We start from the raw sequence: 19,811 nt of genomic DNA on the forward strand, positions 1-19,811 counted from the left end.
ATCTACAACTCTGTTAAAATCAACCCAGAACTAATTAATGCCGGATTGATTCTATGACCATCACCCAAGAATCAGAATCTACTGAAGACATTTCGCAAGATGTGATATTTCCACCAGGTGATTTATATAGTGACGAACCTCCCTGGGAAACAGAACTGCACATGCGACAAATAATCTTACTTTTAGAATGCCTGAAATGGCTGTGGCGAGACAGAAATGATTTTTATGCGACGGCAAACCTGACTATCTATTACAATACGCAACAACTAAAATCAAGACACCTTAGTAGCCCAGACTTTTTTGTAGTATTAAAAACAGAACGTAAAATCCGCAAAAGTTGGGTAGTGTGGGAAGAATATGGCAAATATCCCCATGTCGTCGTAGAAATTATGTCGGAATCAACAGCCCAAACAGACAAAGGTATAAAGAAAAAAATTTATCAAGATACTTTTCGCGCACCGGATTATTTTTGGTTTGACCCATATACGTTAGAATTTGCGGGATTTCATTTAGTAGATGGAAAATATCAACCTTTACAGGCAAATGCACAAGGGCATTTGTGGAGTAAACAATTAGGGTTATATTTGGGAATTCATCAGGGATTATTACGTTGGTTCACACCTGATGGACAATTAGTTCTGACACCTGAAGAAACCATCGTGCAGGCACAATAAACCATAGTAAAAGCACAAGCGCAAGAAAGAGTAGAACGTTTTGCAGCAAAATTGCGAGAGTTAAATATCGATCCAGATACAATTTAGACTACTGCGATCGCAGTATATAGTATGAATGTGAAAATTTAATTCTCATCAGATAATTGATTATTTTATGTTTTACAAAGTAAACATTATTATCGAAAAAGATGAAGATGGCTATTATGCTTATTCTCCAGAACTTCCAGGCTGTCAAAGTCAAGGTGATTCTTTGGAAGAAGTAAGCTCAAATATCAAAGAAGCTGTTGAAGTTTACGTAGAAACTCTATCAGAGTCAGAGAAACAGGAACTTTTAAAGAAGGAAATCCTGACTATGACTTTGGAGGTTCAGGTTGCCTAAACTACCGCGACTAAATGCCAAGGAAGCGGAAAAACTATTATTGGATGCTGGCTTTATCCAGATTAGAAGTAAAGGCAGTCACAAAGTCTATCGCCTAGAAAATATCAGGGTTGTCATTCCTTTTCATTCGGGAAAAGTATTACACCCAAAGATAGTTCAACAGGTTATACAAGCTATCAAACCTGATGAAAATGATCCGCCTGATAATGAAACCTGAATTGATAATCTATTGCTCAACATTCCACAAATACATGAGCGATCGCTCATGTATTCATTTAGGATGGTGTTGTGCTAAAAACTCCTCAGCTTCAGCCCTATCTTTAATTACTCCATCTAAGGTAGCAGCAACTACATCATCTAATATTTGCCGATACTGCGGCCCTGGTGTGTAACCAAGTTTCTTTAAATCATTGCCATTCAATAGTGGCTGCACATTAGCCCAAACAGTTAAATATTCCCAAATTTGATGTCTAAGCGATCGCGGACTTTGCAAAGCGATTAAAATCAGCATTGGTAAATCGTACTGTCGCAACAACTGCACTATTTGACTGGAACTTTGACACTTAGGCAAAGATTCCATCACCTCAGTTTGGGCAGAAGCCAAGTTTTGCAAGCGTTTAATGCTATCCTCTTGCAGTTGCAGATTCTTTGCCACTTTCGCCCGATATTGTGGTGTTAGATGGGCGATTAACGCTTCTAAGCGCATTTCCCAATGGATGAGGGTTGGTTGCAGGTCAAATCGCCGCAAGCAGCGTTTTAGCAAACGTAATTGTCGCAATAGTTCTGCATCTAGCTTGAGGCTAGGATGGATACATTGCAATGCCCCTAAATTATCGAGTAACTGCAAAGCCGATTTCCAGTAGGGGGCTTCTAGGATGTGCTTTAATTCTGTTTTCAATCGAGTTTGCAGGGCTGGAGTTTTGCTATTCTCTTGAGCAGTGCGATCGTAAACGCCACTGTTGATGGCATAGCGGATAAACTCTTCAGTTTGCGGTTCAATTTGAAATCCGAAGCGCACAGCAAAGCGCACACCACGATAAATCCGGGTGGGGTCTTCGATAAAACTGTTGGGGTGTAAAACCCGAATTTGCCTAGCTTGTAAATCTAGTAATCCACCAAAGAAATCGAGTAATTCACCAGCACGGGGAGTAGTGAGGCGCAAAGCAAGGGCATTGATGCTAAAATCTCGACGATACAAGTCTTGACGAATAGAACTCGCCTCAACTTCTGGATTCGCTGCTGGATAAGGATAGAATTCTGTTCTAGCGGTGGCAATATCTACCCATAGAGAATCTAATTCTGGGTCTTTGTGCCACAGCAAAGCAGCAGTTTGAAAAGCCCCGTGGATTTCTAAGCGGGCAGTAGGGTAAAGTTGTTGGAGTGCCTTTGCTAGTTCCACACCAGCACCAACATCTGCTGATTTATGAAAGCCATCAACCACAAGATCAATATCTTTAATCATCAAAGTGCCTGATGTTGCATCAGCCAACAGTAAATCCCGCACTGCACCTCCGACAAGATAAAGATGCCAACCCCGTTTTTCTGCTTCTTGCGATGCTGTAGTGAGTAATTGCCACAGTTGCGGTGCAAGATGATTTTGCAACTCAGTGCTGAGAGGAATTTTGAATTTTGTTAACGCAGCGTTAGCGTCATTTTGAATTTTGAATTTTTGTCCCTCTTCGTCTTCATCTCTTTCTTGATGTAATTCCCGTAACACATCAGTACGAGTGACCAGACCAACTAACTGTTCATTCTCCAATACTGGTAAGCGCCCGATATCATAAGTCACCATCAGCGACTCAATTTGTGGCAGTGTCGTATCTGGTGCGATCGTTTTAAGATTCGTGGTCATATAGCCTTTAACTGGCGCATGACTAAATCCGTGGTGCAGCGCAACATCAAGATCCCGGCGCGAAATAATACCTACTAGTTGCCCTTGGGCATCGACTACAGATAAACCAGAGTGTCCATAACGCAATAAAATGCGCTGGGCTTCGGCAATTGTGGTTTCAGGTAGAATCGTGCGAACAGGAGATGACATCAAGTCCCTAGCGGTGAGGGGATGGGGAATTTGTGCTTTTACCCCGTCCAGGAGTTGTTTTAATATTGCCTCTGAATCAACTCCTCTTAGGTTTAGCGATGCGGCTTGTGAATGACCGCCGCCACCTAGAAGTTGGAATAATAGGTTAAGATCCGTTTTGGGAATTTGCGATCGCCCAATTACAGTTAAGCGTGAATCCTCTTCACCTAAAGGATACTCATTAGCCAACAGTAGGGCATCAATTTCGGTTAATTCCACGAGTTCCGATGCCAAACTCGATAACCCAGGCACAAAATTTTTAGTTTTTAGAGTTACCCAAGCAACCGTATATCCATGTAGACAAAGATATTCTAAATTTTCCAGCGATTCAGTTAATAACTGCTGCAATTGTACAGACAAACCAGGATCTCGGTAGGTGGAAATTACCGATAAACTTGCACCTTGTTGCATCAACCAAGCCAAAGCTAGGGCATCCCGTGGTGTGGACTGTTCATAAGTCAAAGAGCCAGTGTCAACGTGGATACCCAAAGCCATCACAGTTGCTTCGGCAGGAGTTAGGGAAATTTCCTGTTGTTGCAATTGCTCAACGATTAAAGTTGTGGTTGCTCCTACTGAAGAAATATATGATTCGGTAGCCGGAATATCTGATTCTTGTCCTAAGTGATGGTCATAAATTATAATTTCTCTAACATGGGGTAAATCTAACCACTGGGCAGCTTTACCCAAGCGATCGCGCTGTTGCATATCCACCACAGTCAGAGAACGAATTTTTTCTGGATTCACCGAACGGCGTTCAATTAGGGGATATTCATCCCGATGCAATGCTAAAAAATCCCGTACAGTAGGGTGAGAACCGCCACTCAGCACAATTTTACTTCCCGGTAGTAGGCGTGTTAACCCTACCGCAGCCCCTAGTGCGTCAAAATCTGCTGTTGTGTGGCAAAGAATTAAATCCATAGTTAAGAGTCATTAGTCATTGGTGCTTAGACAAAGGACAAATGACAAAAATGTTGCAATTTCTGCTAGCTTAAAAATAATAAGAAAATGTCAGTGTCGCCCTTTAGGATATTCTATCCTTAGTATTTCGCTGTATTGGGAGAAGTAAAAATGACCATAATATTCCAATTCGCTTTGATAAGCCTAGTTTTATTGTCTTTTGTCCTGGTTGTTGGCGTCCCCGTAGCTTACGCCACTCCCCAAAATTGGGTTGAATCTAAAAAGCTGCTCTGGCTCGGTTCTGGAGTCTGGATTGGTTTGGTATTTTTAGTTGGGTTGTTAAACTTTTTTGTCGTGTAGGCGACGACTTCACTCTGGCGCAGGAACATAATATAAGAACTAGAGGGGCAGATAAGCCTGGGTCAAAGACTAAAGGAGAAAAGGAGAAATTTTTTCCGATTTCCTTTTTTTTAACCGTGCTTTCCTGCTCCTCTACATTTAAATAAGAAATGTATATTGGCCAGAACTATAGTTGATTAAGAGGCAGTCATGGCAGTTTTCGAGGGAACTTTTACCCAAACGGAGCCTTTGCGGTTTGCAGTGGTGATTGGTCGATTCAATGACCTAGTTACCGGAAAGCTGCTAGAGGGATGTCAAGATTGCTTGAAACGCCACGGTGTAGATCCTAACCCCCAAGGTAATCAGGTAGACTATGTTTGGGTTCCGGGAAGTTTTGAGGTACCTTTAGTAGCTCGCCAACTAGCACTTTCCCATCGTTATGATGCTGTAATTTGTCTAGGTGCAGTCATTCGAGGGCAAACACCCCATTTTGATTATGTATCCGCCGAAGTTTCTAAAGGTATTGCCGCCGCTAGCTTTCAAACTGGAGTGCCAGTAATTTTTGGCATTTTGACAGTAGACACTATGCAACAAGCCTTAGAACGGGCAGGCATCAAAGGTAATCATGGCTGGGATTATGCCCTGAATGCCCTAGAAATGGCAAGTCTCATGCGGCAACTGCGTTCTAACCTGGCAGAGCCATATTCTCGTAATAGCCAGTCTTTGCCACCCTCTTTTCAAAGTGCCAGCATCGGCAATTTAACTGCAGAATCAGAAGAACTCGGCTAGAGCGTCATTAGTCATTTGTCCTTTGTTATTCACTAATGACTAATGACCAATGACTAATGACCAAATAACTAAATTAAGGGGTTGACAATTAGGAATATATCTGAGATATTAATATATGGCGATTGATTGCGGGTATAGCTCAGTGGTAGAGCGTCACCTTGCCAAGGTGAATGTCGCGCGTTCGAATCGCGTTACCCGCTTCCAACTAAAACCTCTTGCAGTTTTTAACTCCAAGAGGTTTAGTGTTTTTAGGGTGCATTAAATCAGTGAACAGTGAACAGTGAACAGTTAATCATTGAAAGTAGTCGGAGATTTGATCCCGACTGAAGCATGCCACTTAAATTTGTGGGGGACTCTGACTGCCAACGGACAAATTAACTGATAACTGATAAGTGATAATTGATAACTGTTGAAGTCTTCGGCGATTCGCACTACACTCTTGTGAATCACTCCTAATGTGGGCAAATCGAGCAAACAAATCGTCTACTGCCTCAATTTGAATATCGCCCACAAAAAGAAGCGTTACCCACTTGCTAAGAAATATAAAACCCAGCTTTAGACTGGTGTAGATATAGATTAGCTTGGCTACAATCTTTGTGTGTGATCACAATAAACGCCCAAAAAGGCAACCACATTATCTTTAAAGCGACAAATGAAGAGAAGGAAATTTTTACATAAGATTGCCAGCTATGGGGAAAGATTACAAACAGAGAAGCTCGTACTGATATGGCAATTAGGATATTTAGAGTCTGCTGCATCTACTGTTTGCAATGATGGCGATGTTTGAATCGCTTGTTTATTTTCATAAAAAGAGAAGCCTCTAAGGCATTTACCAAGGGATCATATTCTCACAGTTCGTGTAAAACACGCTCAAGTTACTAGAACGCTTGTGCAATCTCAAAAACCCGAAAAAATAGACTTCAATACCGAATACCCCTGTCCCTGTCGTCGCCGGGGTCAGTTAATTCCGATTACGCTGACAGAAGCATTTGGTTGCGATCGCTGTCAGCAAATCTTTGTAGTAGAAGATAATGGTCATGTCCTAGAACAGCTTTCTACCACCTATCCCTACAAGCGGGCTTGGCGTTGGATGGGAAATAGTTGGCATGTTGTCCATCCGCGCTTGGGAGAAAGCTATCTGCCTATAGCACTTGGCATTATTTTCGTGCTAGTGATTATATGGCTGCCATTAGCACTGCGATTGGCAAATAGTTCCAGCATAATTGCTTGGGCAATGGTGGCGGTGCTATTGGCTATTCTGCCAGCGCTAATGGTCTGGCTTACCTACAGACGTTAACTCAATGACTGTTGAAGTTTTGGATGATTACCCCGAACCAATTACTAGTGCCCAACGCGCCTATCATGCTTCCCTAAAGTTGGGGATCACAAAGGGAGCAGACCGGAGTCGTGCAGTACTGGCAATGGCACAAGCCCTTGAGCGCTCATTTGACGACATTCTAGAAGCCAATACCTTGGATTTAGAAGCCAGTCGGGAAATGGCAGTGCCTGAGTTGATACTAGACTGGCTGAAGCTGACTCCCACAAGGTTAGAGATGACCGTGGACATTTTGCAACGGTTGGGGGAATTATCAGATCCACTGCGGCGCGTCAGAACGGCTGATTATCAACTGGAAGATTCCCAGAGTTATACCCAGTTAATGCCCTTGGGAGTGATTGGATTTATTTATGAGGCGTTTCCAGATTTAGGAGCGATCGCAGCAGGTTTTTGTATCAAAACTGGCAATAGTATAATTCTCAAAGGTAGTACTGAAGCTAGCCATTCCAACGCGGTCATCGCTGAGGTACTCCAAAGTGCGATCGCTCAAGTTGGCCTACCTCCGGGGTGTCTAGAACTGATCACAGCAGAACATGGTGCTTCGCTTCGGGATTTAGTCACTCAAGACCAGTACGTGAATCTAGTGATTCCCTACGGACGTTCTAGTTTGGTACAGCAGGTAGTACGACAGTCAACTTGCCCAGTCTTAAAGTCAGCGATGGGTAACTGTTATCTCTACTGGTCGCTAAATTCCAGTTTAGAAATGGTGCGCTTGATGATTCTTAATAGCCATCAGAGCGAACCAGACCAAGTTAATGCTATTGAAAAGGTGCTAATTCATCGGCAAGCCTTGCCATCGTCTTTAGCCGTTCTGTGGAACAGCTTGATGGAAAAAGGCTTTGAAATTAAAGGGGATGCAGAACTAGTAAAAGCCTTTCCCCAGTTGCAGATGGTAAAGGAAGGCGAATGGGGAAACCCTTATTTAACGAGGACAGTAGCTTTTAAATTGGTGGATAGCTTAGAAGTTGCGATCGCCTGGATTAATGAACACAGCAGTGGTCATGCTGACTCCATCGTTACTGAATCCTACCAAGAAAGTCGGCAGTTTGCTTTAGGAGTTAACAGTGCTTCTACCTACATCAACACTTCCCCGCGTTTTTCCCGCAACCCCTCGCGGGGAGATTCAGTGTTTCTTGGCATGTCTAACCAAAAAGGTCATCGCCGGGGATTTATCAGCCTGGAAACCTTGACCACCGTTAAGCACATTGTTCAGGGAAATGGCAGATTTTAAAGAATTCGTAACTCGTAATTAGAAAAGGGTTTGATAAGAGTGCTGGTAGTACCAGTTCTGTTTGAGTTGGGGTATAAATCCCCTATGCCTAATGCCCCAATCCAATTTTAAACTTAACAAAATCTTAATTACTGCTTGATCCTGGTTTGCTAGGCTCCTTGTGTTTGGTTGAGCAGTAATTAGGAGACAAGTCAAATCAAGCCACTGTTTGTGCTTTTCCCAAATGACCCTCCTAAATGCCTGCCAACTGTATTTACATCTAGGTAGGGGTGAATATGGAACTTATGGATGGTACGCGCCTGCTAGCGAATCGTTGCAGAAGGCGGAGTTTTTTACTGGGTGCAGGATTCTTAACGGGGTTAACAATCGCTAGCCAATGGCATCCAGTATTGGCTAACTCAAGGTTTTCTGGCTATCCGTTCAGTCTTGGTGTTGCCTCTGGCGATCCTTTGCCGGATGGTGTTGTTATCTGGACACGACTGGCTCCAAATCCACTCTCTGGAGGTGGAATGCCACTTGTAAATGTGCCAGTGCGGTGGCAAGTTGCCCTTGATGAAAACATGAGGCAGGTTGTGCGGCGAGGAACAGTGCTGGCGACACCAGAGTTAGCACATTCAGTTCACGTGGATGTTCGTGGACTAGACCCTGACCGTTGGTACTGGTATCAATTTGAAGCGGGTAGGGAAGTTAGCCTCATTGGACGGACTCGCACAGCGCCAGCATTTTATGGTTCTATCTCACAACTGAATTTTGCTTTTGTCTCCTGTCAAGACTGGCAAAATGGCTACTATACGGCTTATCGGCATTTAGCTGAGGAAGACCTCGACCTTGTAGTTCATCTGGGTGATTATATTTACGAATACGGCCCACAACCTGGTGGGCCCCGTCAGCATAATAGTCCAGAAATCATCACTCTTGCAGACTATCGCGATCGCCACGCCCTGTACAAAACTGACTTGAATCTCCAAGCGGCTCATGCTGCTTTTCCCTGGATTGTCACTTGGGATGATCATGAAGTTGACAACAATTACGCCAACTTAATCCCCGAAGATAACCAAACCCAAGAAGCTTTTAGGAAACGGCGAACTAACGCGTATCAGGCATACTACGAACACATGCCTCTGCGTCGGTTTTCATTGCCCAACGGCCCAGACGCGCTACTTTATCGGCGGTTGACTTTCGGTAATTTAGCTGAGTTCAATGTCCTAGATACTAGACAGTACCGCACTAACCAACCTTGTAATGACGGACTTAAACCTCGCTGTCCCCAAGCTTTTGATTCAAATGCTACCATGACTGGCTCAGAACAAGAGCAGTGGTTACGAAAAGGGTTAGATCAGTCGCGATCGCGCTGGAATGTGATTGCTCAACAGACCATGCTTGGCCAGTACAATTTTAATAGTAGTCCAGGTGCAGGTGTATTTAATGTAGATCAGTGGGACGGCTACGTGGCTGCACGTAATCGCCTCTTGAGTTTTCTAAACCAGCGCCAACCTTCTAATCCAGTAGTGATTACCGGAGACATCCATTCTAGTTGGGTACATGACTTGAAGCTTGATTTTAATAACCCAAACTCACCGACGGTAGGCACTGAGTTCGTAGGAACCTCAATTACCTCTGACTTTCCCACCCAATCCATCGCACCAGTTCAAGCTTCCCTACCCAACAATCCCCATACTAAGTTTTTTGACGGTGCTTTCCGGGGATACGTGCGCTGTAAGCTTACCCCACAACGCTGGCAAAGTGACTACCGTGTTGTATCAAGCATCATTGATTTGAATGCCTCTATAAAAACCCTAGCTTCGTTTGTAGTCCAAAACGGACAACCAGGAGCGCATCTAATCTAAGTTAAGGGAAGTTCAATAAACCCTCCCTAAAAACTAAAGTTCAAGTCTCTCCCTCTCCGAGTCGGAGAGGGACGGTTTTACGTAGTAAAACCAGGGAGAGGTCTTTATAGTACCTCAACAAATAAATTTCCTTAACCCAAGCGTATCGGCTTACAGTAAATAAATCTTTTTGAAGAGTTATTTTGGCATTTCTTTGCAATACTTAACTAACTTCTAATTAAAAAAAGTGAATATAGATAAAAAATGATAACTAACATCATAATTGATTAAGTTATCCAAGCTAAATTGAGACTATGCTTAATAATTGCAGTCTAGTTGATTATCTTAAGTAAATAGGTGCAAATGAACTTAAATATTTGTTGAGCTTTTTGTACTTTGTCATTTGTTTGAGTGTTAAATACTAAAAAAGAAAGTTTATTTGTGCCAAGTTACTAACTAGGTTGTTGAGCAAGGCAGTAAAAATCTGACCTGAGCCAAGTAATAACAGCGACAACTAAAGTAAACTTAACAACAATCACGTAAAATGATAGAAAAAATTTTGCTGGCTGTATCGGGATTGGGACACGCAGAAGAAATGCTCAAGACCCTAAAAGAAATTCCTTCAATTCAATCTGCAAAAGTGACAATTTTGCATGTTGTTCAAGCACAAAATCCTGCTGCTACCATGACAGCTAAATGGGAAAATGGCGGTAGAATTTTAGCTAATGCCATTCAAACTTTGAACTTAGATCCTAGCCAGGTTTCTTCAATTTTGCGCGAAGGCGACCCGAAAGATGTAGTTTGCCAAGTAGCTGATGAAATCGACGCTGACTTGATTATTATGGGTTCACGCGGACTTAAGCGGCTGCAATCCATTTTATCGAACTCAGTCAGTCAGTATGTTTTCCAGCTATCTTCTCGCCCAATGTTGCTGGTAAAAGATGATATTTATGTCAAAAGAATTAAGCGCATTATGGTGGCAATAGACAACTCTGATTCAGCAAAGAACTGCTTGAAATTAGCACTGTTTTTACTGCGAGATATTCAGGGTGGCGAGTTAATTTTGGCAAATGTTGCCACCGATTTAGGCGGGAAAAAATCGGAAATAACTGAAGTTAGTTCAAACAAAAATCCAGTTTTAGCAGCCGCAGTTGCAGAAGCTGAAAAACAGGGCATCCAATCTCGTTCTTATATCAGCAGTGGCAAACCTGGTGAAGAAATTTGTCGGTTGGCAGAGGAGTTGAATATAGATTTATTATTGCTCGGTTCTCCAGATCGTCGTCCATCCATCGCTAAGAGTTTTGTTGATATAGACCGACTTATCGGATCTTCCTTGTCTGACTATGTTCGAGTCAATGCCACTTGTCCGGTATTGTTGGCGCGGACGATCGCTTAAAGTCAAAAATAGAGTTAGCGGTTGATAAATAAAAACCCCCACACACTGGTGCAGGGGTTCTTTGTTTGATACACAAACTCTTAACTATCTTTTCCACCTTCGCGGCTAGCAGTTTGGATGTACAGAATTAGTAAAAACACAGTAGGGACTAGTACGAACAAAATGCTCGCTACGAACCCCAGGTCATTAACTTGCATGGCAAGAAAACCTCTTTTAAATTTCCAGTCAACAACATTAGGATAGCATCATCGACGACACAGTTATACCAATTCAAAATTCAAAATCAGGAAACTTAATTTTGGTAAGTATTTTGACTACTGACTGGATACAAATTGAAGCAGTGGCAGATTTGAAAACTTAAGGCTTGGTGACTACACTGACTGAGCCATTCACTAAAGTTTGACAGGCAAGGCGGTAATTTTCCGGCTTTTTTTTGAATTTACGATTTTCTACATCTGTGCGGGGGGAAAGATTTTCTAGTCCTTCGACTATCTCGACAATGCAAGTACCACACTGACCACTACCACCGCAATTGGTCATCTTGCCAATGAACTTATATATATCAATGTCATTTTGCATCGCTTTGAGCCGGAGATTGGCACCATCTGCCGCCACTACTTCTTCATTCTCTTTAACGAATTTGATATTACCCATAACTGATTTCTCCTTGACTCTAAGCTTGGCTTTCAAGGCTTCATATTGACATGGCTTGATTCACATCTTATTTATTATATTAAATCATTACAAAATATTAATAAATATTAATTTTATAAAATATAGCCCCACAAAAAAATAGAACAGGTATAGTACCTGTCCTAATAAATTGAAAAATAGATTAACTTACCTAAATCCCACGGCTGCTTGCCAAACGAAAGCAAGCAACAAGAAGAATACGGGGATGACTGGGAGAACGTCCACCAAAGGATCAAAGATTTGGTATGCTTCAGGCAGTTTTGCTAATAAAAGTGCTGCTTCCATGTTTGTTTAAATCCAACTATCCAACACAGCGTTCATAATTGAGAAATATCTTAACATGGTTTGGGTCTTGGTCATTGGTCAATACTTATTTGTCATTTGTAATTTCCTCTTCATTTGGTACTGATTCAGATGAGTTTAGCCAGTGACCGAATTCTGTGACAAAGCGATCGCTTAATATTGCTTCTCTAATATGCTGCGTAAAGCGAATTAGTTCGGTAATGTTGTGAATGCTTAACAATGTATAAGCTAAAATTTCTTGCGATCGCACTAAATGAGATACATAAGCACGGCTAAAATTTTGGCAGGTGTAGCAAGGACAAGTTTCATCTAATGGCGTAAAATCTTCACGAAACTTAGCATTTTTTAAATTCCAGCGTCCGCCCTGAACTATTGCCGTTCCATGTCTCGCCCAACGGGTAGGAATTACGCAATCAAATAAATCTACACCAGATGCGATCGCGATCGCCATTTCCCGATAAGTACCGACACCCATCAAATAACGCGGCTTTTCAGGCGGTAGAAGCGGTGCTGTCACTTTTACAATCTCAGCCATCATTTCTGGCGGTTCTCCCACACTCACGCCACCAATGGCATATCCTGGCAAATCCAACTTAGCCAAAGCTTCCGCCGCACGGCAACGCAAATCCAAATATACGCCCCCTTGCACAATCCCAAACAACGCCTGTTCACTGCGTTGATGAGCCGTTATGCAACGCTCTAACCAGCGATAAGTGCGCTCAGTTGCCGTTTCAACCTCTTGGCGAGTAGCTGGGTAAGGCGGACACTCATCAAAGGCCATAATCACATCGGCCCCCAAAGTATTTTGAATCTCAATGGATAGCTCAGGGGTCAAGTTAATAATTTGTCCATCATGGGGTGAGCGGAAAGTAACCCCTTCTTCAGTAATTTTCCGCATCTCGCTTAAGCTGAACACCTGAAACCCACCCGAATCTGTGAGCATTGGGCCATTCCAACCCATAAATTTGTGCAATCCACCACCTCCAGCCACGATCGCTTCCCCTGGTTGTAGGTGAAGATGATAAGTATTAGATAAGATCATTTGCGCCCCAGTCTCTCGTAGCTGGGATGGGGTGATAGTTTTGACATTAGCCAGCGTTCCCACTGGCATAAATCTGGGGGTTTCTACAACACCGTGAGGAGTGAAAAACACTCCTGCTCTAGCTTTGGTTTGGCTACAGCAAGCGAGACATTCAAAGGAAAAATTCGCACTCATACCATTTTGGATTTTAGATTTTAGATTTTGGATTATGAAACGCTAATCGGTAAGGAGTTTCATAAATCCATAACTAGTACAACGCGGCAGAAATAAACCTACCATTTCATAACAGCCAGAAAGCCCAAAATGAAAGCATGCGTAACTTTTGACCTCGCTTCTCTAAGTTCACGCAGCGTGTCGCAGACAGACGCTACGCGTAGCTTGCTTCTTTGTAAGAGTACGCTCCAATTAAAAATCAAGAATTAAAAATTGAGATAAATTCTTAAATTTTTAATTTTCAGAAGGGGTTGACTTCCGCCTTGCGGTACTAGCAGCCATAAAACCAAATGGTATTAGGGCAAGATTAATATTATTTGGCTAAATTGTAGGCAAACATAAAAACTGGCAATTAAGTTTTCGTGAACACTTAAGCGTTCAGTACCAACCTAGTTACCAACTTTATGAGTATATCCTGTACTAATTGTTATTTAAAAAGAATCAGAACAGTCATCGTCAATTTCTGCATCCCACCTGGCTGAGAGGACTTGCTCCATCATCGCTTCTATGGCGCTGACATTGAAGTTTCGCTCTCGTCGCTCTTGTATGGGGGTTGAGCGGGGAATCAACCGCAGACACACTCCTTCTTGCATCAAATCAAAATAGGTTTCTTGTTGCGACGACTGTTTGAGTTCCAAGTAATCAAAACTACAAACATTCAGATATAGCGCGTGGTTAGCCACTAAGGTAGACCTTTGCGGATTGGCGAAAACTTCCATCACATCCCCTTCACCCTCGCTCAATACCTTATCTTCTTGGGTGTAGATGTAGTGGACTCGACCTAAGTCTGTCAGCAATCGCCGGATGTCGAGCTTATTCACAATGATGCCCGTGTTAATAATGCACGGAGCTGGTATCCTGATGTCGGGTAGATGGTGACTCATAGGAAAATAGCGATTGAGCTAAGGAGAGCGACAACATAGCTAAACTGTCATAATTGAATAGCTTGTTTACTTCCTACATTTAAAAAATATCAATTTTGTGGGGCAATCGTCTAAATAATTTTAAGTAAGTTTTTAGTTAACGAATACAAAACACAAATTTTGCTCCCTGATGGAATTTTAATTTCCTGAATCATTCGTTTTTTGTATAAAAAGTACTTCAATTATTTATTTACCACTTAGAACAGCATAACAAAATTTTCAAGAAGAATCTCTAATAGAAGTAAATCTTATCTAAATTTTTAAAGTATGCTCATGTTGGGTCTACTGAACCAAAGTCTATTATCCAGCAATTAACCATATATTAATGTTACTAAGATGACGAAACAGCAACAGTGGTGGAAAAAGCTGCTGTTAAAGCTGGCAGCTAGTATTATATTTTATACAAGTATTCCACTACCGTATTTGGACGGTTTAGACTTTCGGGGAGTGGCACGTCTTGCTTCGGTTGTAGGGTTAATAATTGGGGGAACTTTAGGATTACTGGATAGGGGGATGGATTATCTGGGTATGCCAGTGTTAACTCGTAGTGCTTTAGTAGTCAGCGTTTGGATTGCCATAACTGGAGGACTGCACTTAGATGGAGCAATGGATACTGCCGATGGTTTGGCAGTAGGCGATCCAAATCGGCGACTGGAAGTGATGACAGATAGTGCTACAGGTGCATTTGGGGCCATGGCAGCGATCGCCTTGGTGCTACTAAAAATAACTGCTTTGACGGATATGCCAGAAAACCGTTGGTTGTTGCTGATGGCTGCTTGTGGCTGGGGACGTTGGGGACAACAGGTAGCGATCGCGCGATATCCTTACCTGAAACCAACTGGTAAAGGTGCGCTTCACAAACAAGCCATTCGTTCTTACAAAGATTTGTTACCAGGATTGTTGTTGCTGCTTGGTTTGAGTGGTTTAGTTTGGTTGATAGATAAACAGCAGCTATTTCTCGCACTGACAATGATAATTGCTGGAAGTGCGATCGCTACTTTAACTGGTGCATGGTTCAACCACAAATTAGGTGGACACACAGGAGATACCTACGGCGCAGTCGTTGAGTGGACTGAAGCCTTATTTCTTTGTGTATTGACCATTTTTTAAGATGTGAGGAGTGGGGAGCAGAGGGAGCAGAATTAATAACCAATGCCAAATGCCCCATGCCCCATGCCCAATGCCCCATGACAAATGACAAATGACAAATGACTACTTTATTTAATCGGTTGCAGCTTTGTTACCTTTAGTTTAAAAGCCCCAATCCCAGTTTCCCCAAAAGACCGGACACGAATCACATAATTCCCTGTCTCTACGATGCGAGTAAATAGTAGGGAATTGCTACTACCATCAGGGCCATCATCATTTTCGGCCAAAGTCGATCCATCAGGTGCTAGGAGGGTGATGATGCTATCAAAGTTTTCGGATGACAGGTCAACTGCTAAATTATCGCCCTTCTGTAACTTCACAGTGTAATCACGGGCAAACCCACCTTGACCTGTGGGGATGTCTTTGTTTGAGAGGGTATCGGAAAATTCACTACTGTTAGATAAAGGAATGGGACTATACAACTTACTTTGAGCAAAAGCTGCACTTGTACTTATGCCTATTGCCAGCAATGTAGCAGGAATAATGATGAGTTGTTTTAAACCTGCCGCAAAAACTTTATTCATACATTTCAAGCAATTTTTTCTACAGAAATAGGGTAATTCGGTCAATTTATGTACTTAATCTGCTAAAGCCTGCCCATTAATTTTTGATTTATCCATCTTTAACGGCAGTGGCTACTGCTACTAATCCTAAAACCACAATTCCATACTGACGAAGTGTTTCCACAGCAGACCTAGCAGTAGCACCTGTAGTATAAATATCGTCCACTAACAGCACTGGGACATTTGGGGGACGATGGCGAAATTCTTGGCCAACAGCAAAAGCGTTAACCAAGTTTTTTTCTCGTTTAGATACCGATAAACCAAATTGCGCTTCAGTTTCTCGCACTCTTGCTAAACCGTTTAGTTTCAATTTTAAGCCAGTTATTTCGCAGAAGCTTTGGGCTATGAGTGCGGCTTGATTGTATTTACGTTGCTTTTGCTTGCTAGGGTGGAGTGGGATGGGAACTACTACAGGCTGGCTATCTCGGCTTGGTGAATTTAATAACCATGCTTCTCCTAACCAGTGACCCAAAGGACGAGCTATTTGGGGTTGATTTTCGTATTTCATTGCTGCGATCGCTCGTTTCACCGGGCCACCATACTCCCCCCAGCCAAATACTGGTATTGGCTCTTGCCACAGAGAAATCGGGTCTTGACGTTGACATTTTTGCAGTTGTCTGGTGCAATTTTGACAGAATTCTTGCGAGGTTGCACGTTGGCACAGAGGACAATGGGATTGGAGAAAAAGATTAAGTAAGCCTGTAAGATTTTTAATCCAAGTGTGCATTTAGAATTGTCCTTTGTCATTGGTTATTAGTCATTAGTCATTGGTCAAATACAAATGACTAATGACCATTGACCAATGATTTCATATACACGCGATCGCACCTTGTTGTTTCTACTCCCGTTGCTGGAGTGTAGCCGTTGCTTTCATACAGCTTGACTGCTTCCACCAAAACGCTGGCGGTTTCAATCCAAATTTGCTCAAAACCACGTTCTGCGATCGCTGCTTCTAGCTGTTGTAACAAATATTTCCCTAATCCTAAACCCCTAATGCTGGGCAAAAGATACATTTTGCGGATTTCTACAGCTTTTTTGCCTCGGTGTATGGGGTAGTATGCTCCAGTACCCACTAGCTGGCTTTGGTGTTCAATTACCCAAAACTCTCCCCCACTAGCTAAATAATATTCCTCTACTCGCAGCACATCTCGGTCAGCGCCCTTTGGTTCCCAACCCAGACCGTATTCTGATAATACATAACTGATGACTTCGGCAGCTCTGGTGCGATCGCTTTGCACCCAATTACGAATTAAAAAATCTTGATAATAGTTTTTCATTACCATTTACTGGTCAAGTTTACACAGAAAAATTTTCCGCATCTATATCCCAATTTACTCAGCAAATAGCAATTCTTGCAGAGTCCATTTCAAGCGGTACTCTCAAGGTGTCAATGAACACACAAAGAAAGAGGAATTATCTTCCCCTCGCTTTGTCTTCTTACCAACGATAATTCAACGATATACTAGCGATGCCTGCGGTGGTCACTGAGCGCAGCCGAGTGCGGGCTACGCCTACGCTGACATTGATGTTACGACTTGATATTAGCCTCTATTACTGTTCCAAGGGTCCCAGATAGCTAAAGTGATACCAGGGGTTTGAATGTTGACGAACAATGTATGACCATTAGGGGAGAAGCAGGCTCCAGCAAACTCACCAGTTTCAAGGGCATTATGTGCAAACTTGTAGATTTCACCACTGGGAGTAACACCTATCAAGAAATTGTCACCGCCAAAATTGGCCTGTCTCAGGATTGACATAAACGCAGTTAACTAAACCTATGCCTCTTAAAACACCATGCTCATTACCACTATATTGTCGTCGGGCTAACTCAATATCTTCGGAATATCTTTTATCTATAACTGTGTCATCGAAAATTACATGTCCATTTTGAGAAACTTTGATTAATGGTTTGGCATTTTTCCTTAGTTACGAGGTGTCAATTTTTCGCGTTTTAAATAACGATTTATCTTCTCATGACTAATTTCTTTTAAATGGTCAGCTAAATTTGTAATTGTATAGTTAATTTGACTACTTAATAAATATTGACAATAGTCAAGTTTGGTAAATATAATAAGTATAATTACTCGTCCACTTGTGCAAGCTACCCCAGTCACTGCGCCTAGAAACTGCCTTTTATCATTTTCACATTTTTAGTGTTTCACAGTTCCAGAAGGGTTGGGTTAAACGACACCAACAGCCATTAGGCAGTAAGTGAGTGCAGTATGCTTACTTCTTTGCTCTAAGTCTGCCAAAAAAGCCTCTATCTCTCAACCTTCAGCTTTGGGGAACGTGATCGCCTGTGACAGTTGCGTAAGTCCTGATTTTAAATGTAAATAATACAATTTAATTAAAAGTATTTCAGACATTAATCAGACCAAAAAAGACTATTTTTAATAACAGCAATAGCTATTTCTGAACCTGGTGTAATTTCTAGACTGTTGGTAGTTGTTTTCTGAGTAGAGTCCTGAAGAAAAAGCCAGCATCTATATAGATAGTGAACCTGAATAATCGAAGCGAACCTGATTAAAACTGTAATTGTCTATGATTTTAGCTTTAATAACCAAGGGAACTGGAAGGCACGCTTAAAATTGCCAAAAATTCGTAGGATGGTGCGGAAAACCCGCCTTTTGTTAGGGGCGGACGAAACGCCCGGATAATTTATTTCTTGGAAATCACTAAGGTTTAGTTAACCGATAATTCCCAGATTGTTGTAGATTTCGATGAGATTACCATCAGGATCGCGAAAATGAGCTGTGCGGATTCCCCAATCGGGGCGATCTTGTGGTTGAGTGACAACGAGCGCATTCTGATTTTTTACTTGCTCATAGACCTCATCCACGTTATCGACTGCGAAAATCAAGGCAATTTTATCTCGATTGGCAACATAAGAAGGCTGTTCGACTCTTGGAACTACTTCAGCCATTAATTCTTGTTTGAACAAACCTAGCTTGAGATATCCGGTATTAAACTCAGCATATCCGCTATCTTCATCGCCCCAATCGACATCAAATTTCAGCAGATCCCGGTAGAACAGAAAAGAATCTTTGTAGTTGGAGACAAGCAGTCTCAGGTGTGTTAGCTGAAGCTTCATATCTGTTGCCTTAGTCTACTAACTGTGAATTCTAGGTTCTGGGTGCAAAGTCGCTAGCAACTCACTTTCGACAATTGCTAATTCATCAAGCCTTTTCATAACAATTTCTTTGTCGAAGTAAGTAGCAGCTAATACCCAGTATATACCGTAGTGACGCGCTTCGGATGCCATTAGCCCCCGATAGAATTTTGCTAATTCTGGCTCTGGACAGTGAGCAGCTAATAACCCCAGGCGTTCGTGAGAGCGAGCTTCTATTAAACCAGTGACTAGTAAGGAATCCAGAAATCGCTCAGGTTCTTTAGGGCGGACAACAGCTTTTAAACCCGCGCCGTAAGGAGGCGGTGGTAGGGGAGCTAGGGGAATATTCCGGCGTTCTAACCATTGGTTAACTAGCTCAAAGTGTTCTAGTTCTTCGCGGGCGATCGCAGTTAGTTCCCGAACCATTTTAGTATTAGAAGGGTAGCGAAACATCATGTTCAAGGCTACGCCTGCTGCTTTGCGTTCACAGTGCGAGTGGTCGAGTAATATGATGTCTAAATTAGCGATCGCTTGTTCAACCCAAGCAGAGCTAGTGGGTTGTTTCAGAGCGTTGATAGTTGGTAACTGAGTAAGCACAGAGTCAATCAATTTTGGATTTTGGATTTTGGATTTTTCCATAGTTTAAACTAGTCCCCAGACCCCAACCCTTGTAGGGTTGGGGGAGAGGTTCTTTCAGAATTACTGAATTGGGGTACTAGTACAGTGGGCGCGGAAATAAACATACCATTTCAAATGGCGCAAGAAGCTCGGAATACAATTATGCGTGACTTTTGACTTTTGAGAGCCAGTTGCTTCAAGTCGGCAGAGCCGCCCAACGCACTGGCTCCTTTTGACTTCCGTCTTACGGT

20 protein-coding genes, 1 tRNA gene and 3 pseudogenes are annotated in these 19,811 nt (G+C 42.4%); 11 read left to right on the forward strand and 13 right to left on the reverse strand.

From position 1 onward, the window contains the following. The first annotated feature begins 53 nt into the window (after positions 1-53). From ACFE90_RS03130 to ACFE90_RS03140, 3 genes and pseudogenes are all read left to right on the forward strand, one after another. Positions 54-761 (forward strand): annotated as a pseudogene (locus ACFE90_RS03130) (Uma2 family endonuclease). Positions 762-828: 67 nt separating this feature from the next. After that, complete coding sequence (locus ACFE90_RS03135) at positions 829-1,053, forward strand: type II toxin-antitoxin system HicB family antitoxin (RefSeq protein ID WP_229500906.1); 225 nt, start codon at positions 829-831, stop codon at positions 1,051-1,053. Next, positions 1,046-1,270, forward strand: coding sequence for a type II toxin-antitoxin system HicA family toxin (locus tag ACFE90_RS03140; protein WP_375497657.1), 225 nt, complete (start codon positions 1,046-1,048; stop codon positions 1,268-1,270). The genes ACFE90_RS03135 and ACFE90_RS03140 overlap by 8 nt, the downstream gene beginning before the upstream one ends. Before the next feature lie 54 nt (positions 1,271-1,324). Here the strand turns inward: ACFE90_RS03140 and ACFE90_RS03145 are convergent, their stop codons facing one another. Further along, positions 1,325-4,051, reverse strand: coding sequence for a CBS domain-containing protein (locus tag ACFE90_RS03145; RefSeq protein ID WP_375497659.1), 2,727 nt, complete (start codon positions 4,049-4,051; stop codon positions 1,325-1,327). A 150-nt stretch (positions 4,052-4,201) separates the two neighbouring features. On the opposite strand from ACFE90_RS03145, the gene psbZ reads away from it, so the two are divergent. The 7 genes from psbZ (at position 4,202) to ACFE90_RS03180 (ending at position 10,947) form a co-directional block, all read left to right on the forward strand. Next, entirely contained in the window at positions 4,202-4,390 is a 189-nt protein-coding gene (psbZ, locus tag ACFE90_RS03150; RefSeq protein ID WP_375497661.1) for a photosystem II reaction center protein PsbZ, read from the forward strand. A 189-nt stretch (positions 4,391-4,579) separates the two neighbouring features. Further along, positions 4,580-5,158, forward strand: coding sequence for a 6,7-dimethyl-8-ribityllumazine synthase (ribH, locus tag ACFE90_RS03155; protein ID WP_375497663.1), 579 nt, complete (start codon positions 4,580-4,582; stop codon positions 5,156-5,158). 128 nt (positions 5,159-5,286) lie between these two features. Next, positions 5,287-5,358: transfer RNA gene (locus ACFE90_RS03160), tRNA-Gly, on the forward strand. A gap of 689 nt (positions 5,359-6,047) precedes the next feature. Further along, positions 6,048-6,455, forward strand: a complete 408-nt coding sequence (locus ACFE90_RS03165; RefSeq protein ID WP_069072751.1) for a hypothetical protein — start codon at positions 6,048-6,050, stop codon at positions 6,453-6,455. Between the two features lie 4 nt (positions 6,456-6,459). Continuing rightward, positions 6,460-7,725, forward strand: a complete 1,266-nt coding sequence (locus tag ACFE90_RS03170; RefSeq protein WP_375497665.1) for a glutamate-5-semialdehyde dehydrogenase — start codon at positions 6,460-6,462, stop codon at positions 7,723-7,725. Between the two features lie 275 nt (positions 7,726-8,000). Beyond that, on the forward strand, positions 8,001-9,572 hold the full coding sequence (locus tag ACFE90_RS03175; protein WP_375497667.1) for an alkaline phosphatase D family protein: 1,572 nt from the start codon (positions 8,001-8,003) through the stop codon (positions 9,570-9,572). 523 nt (positions 9,573-10,095) lie between these two features. After that, on the forward strand, positions 10,096-10,947 hold the full coding sequence (locus ACFE90_RS03180) for a universal stress protein (RefSeq protein ID WP_375497669.1): 852 nt from the start codon (positions 10,096-10,098) through the stop codon (positions 10,945-10,947). Positions 10,948-11,027: 80 nt separating this feature from the next. On the opposite strand, the gene psbM is transcribed toward ACFE90_RS03180, so the two are convergent. The 5 genes from psbM to ACFE90_RS03205 form a co-directional block, all read right to left on the reverse strand. Continuing rightward, complete coding sequence (gene psbM / locus ACFE90_RS03185) at positions 11,028-11,144, reverse strand: photosystem II reaction center protein PsbM (protein ID WP_138497365.1); 117 nt, start codon at positions 11,142-11,144, stop codon at positions 11,028-11,030. Between the two features lie 160 nt (positions 11,145-11,304). Further along, a complete protein-coding gene (locus ACFE90_RS03190) occupies positions 11,305-11,601 on the reverse strand; it encodes a 2Fe-2S iron-sulfur cluster-binding protein (RefSeq protein ID WP_375497671.1) in 297 nt (98 codons plus the stop codon). A 186-nt stretch (positions 11,602-11,787) separates the two neighbouring features. Then, on the reverse strand, positions 11,788-11,925 hold the full coding sequence (locus ACFE90_RS03195) for a photosystem II reaction center protein K (RefSeq protein WP_006195022.1): 138 nt from the start codon (positions 11,923-11,925) through the stop codon (positions 11,788-11,790). Positions 11,926-12,010: 85 nt separating this feature from the next. Then, complete coding sequence (gene tgt / locus ACFE90_RS03200; RefSeq protein WP_375497673.1) at positions 12,011-13,159, reverse strand: tRNA guanosine(34) transglycosylase Tgt; 1,149 nt, start codon at positions 13,157-13,159, stop codon at positions 12,011-12,013. Between the two features lie 470 nt (positions 13,160-13,629). Further along, positions 13,630-14,082 carry a hypothetical protein gene (locus ACFE90_RS03205; RefSeq protein ID WP_229486645.1) on the reverse strand — a complete coding sequence of 151 codons (453 nt, stop codon included), beginning with the start codon at positions 14,080-14,082 and terminating at the stop codon, positions 13,630-13,632. Positions 14,083-14,457: 375 nt separating this feature from the next. Here ACFE90_RS03205 and cobS point away from each other — a divergent pair, with 375 nt between their 5' ends. Next, positions 14,458-15,231, forward strand: coding sequence for an adenosylcobinamide-GDP ribazoletransferase (gene cobS, locus ACFE90_RS03210; protein WP_375497675.1), 774 nt, complete (start codon positions 14,458-14,460; stop codon positions 15,229-15,231). 107 nt (positions 15,232-15,338) lie between these two features. On the opposite strand, the gene ACFE90_RS03215 is transcribed toward cobS, so the two are convergent. From ACFE90_RS03215 to ACFE90_RS03245, 7 genes and pseudogenes are all read right to left on the reverse strand, one after another. Then, positions 15,339-15,794, reverse strand: a complete 456-nt coding sequence (locus ACFE90_RS03215; protein ID WP_375497677.1) for a PPC domain-containing protein — start codon at positions 15,792-15,794, stop codon at positions 15,339-15,341. A gap of 88 nt (positions 15,795-15,882) precedes the next feature. Further along, positions 15,883-16,560, reverse strand: coding sequence for a ComF family protein (locus ACFE90_RS03220; protein ID WP_375497679.1), 678 nt, complete (start codon positions 16,558-16,560; stop codon positions 15,883-15,885). 58 nt (positions 16,561-16,618) lie between these two features. After that, a complete protein-coding gene (locus ACFE90_RS03225) occupies positions 16,619-17,110 on the reverse strand; it encodes a GNAT family N-acetyltransferase (RefSeq protein WP_375497681.1) in 492 nt (163 codons plus the stop codon). A gap of 264 nt (positions 17,111-17,374) precedes the next feature. After that, a pseudogene (locus ACFE90_RS03230) lies at positions 17,375-17,545 on the reverse strand (alkaline phosphatase PhoX); the annotation flags it as partial. Positions 17,546-17,561: 16 nt separating this feature from the next. Beyond that, positions 17,562-17,905, reverse strand: a pseudogene (locus tag ACFE90_RS03235) (transposase); the annotation flags it as partial. 614 nt (positions 17,906-18,519) lie between these two features. Then, positions 18,520-18,924: a VOC family protein gene (locus ACFE90_RS03240; protein WP_375497683.1), complete on the reverse strand. Its 405-nt coding sequence runs from the start codon at positions 18,922-18,924 to the stop codon at positions 18,520-18,522. A gap of 18 nt (positions 18,925-18,942) precedes the next feature. After that, positions 18,943-19,581 carry a tRNA-(ms[2]io[6]A)-hydroxylase gene (locus tag ACFE90_RS03245; protein ID WP_375497685.1) on the reverse strand — a complete coding sequence of 213 codons (639 nt, stop codon included), beginning with the start codon at positions 19,579-19,581 and terminating at the stop codon, positions 18,943-18,945. Between the last annotated feature and the right edge of the window lie 230 nt (positions 19,582-19,811).

Source organism: uncultured Nostoc sp. (assembly GCF_964245445.1).
Taxonomy (GTDB): Bacteria; Cyanobacteriota; Cyanobacteriia; order Cyanobacteriales; family Nostocaceae; genus Nostoc.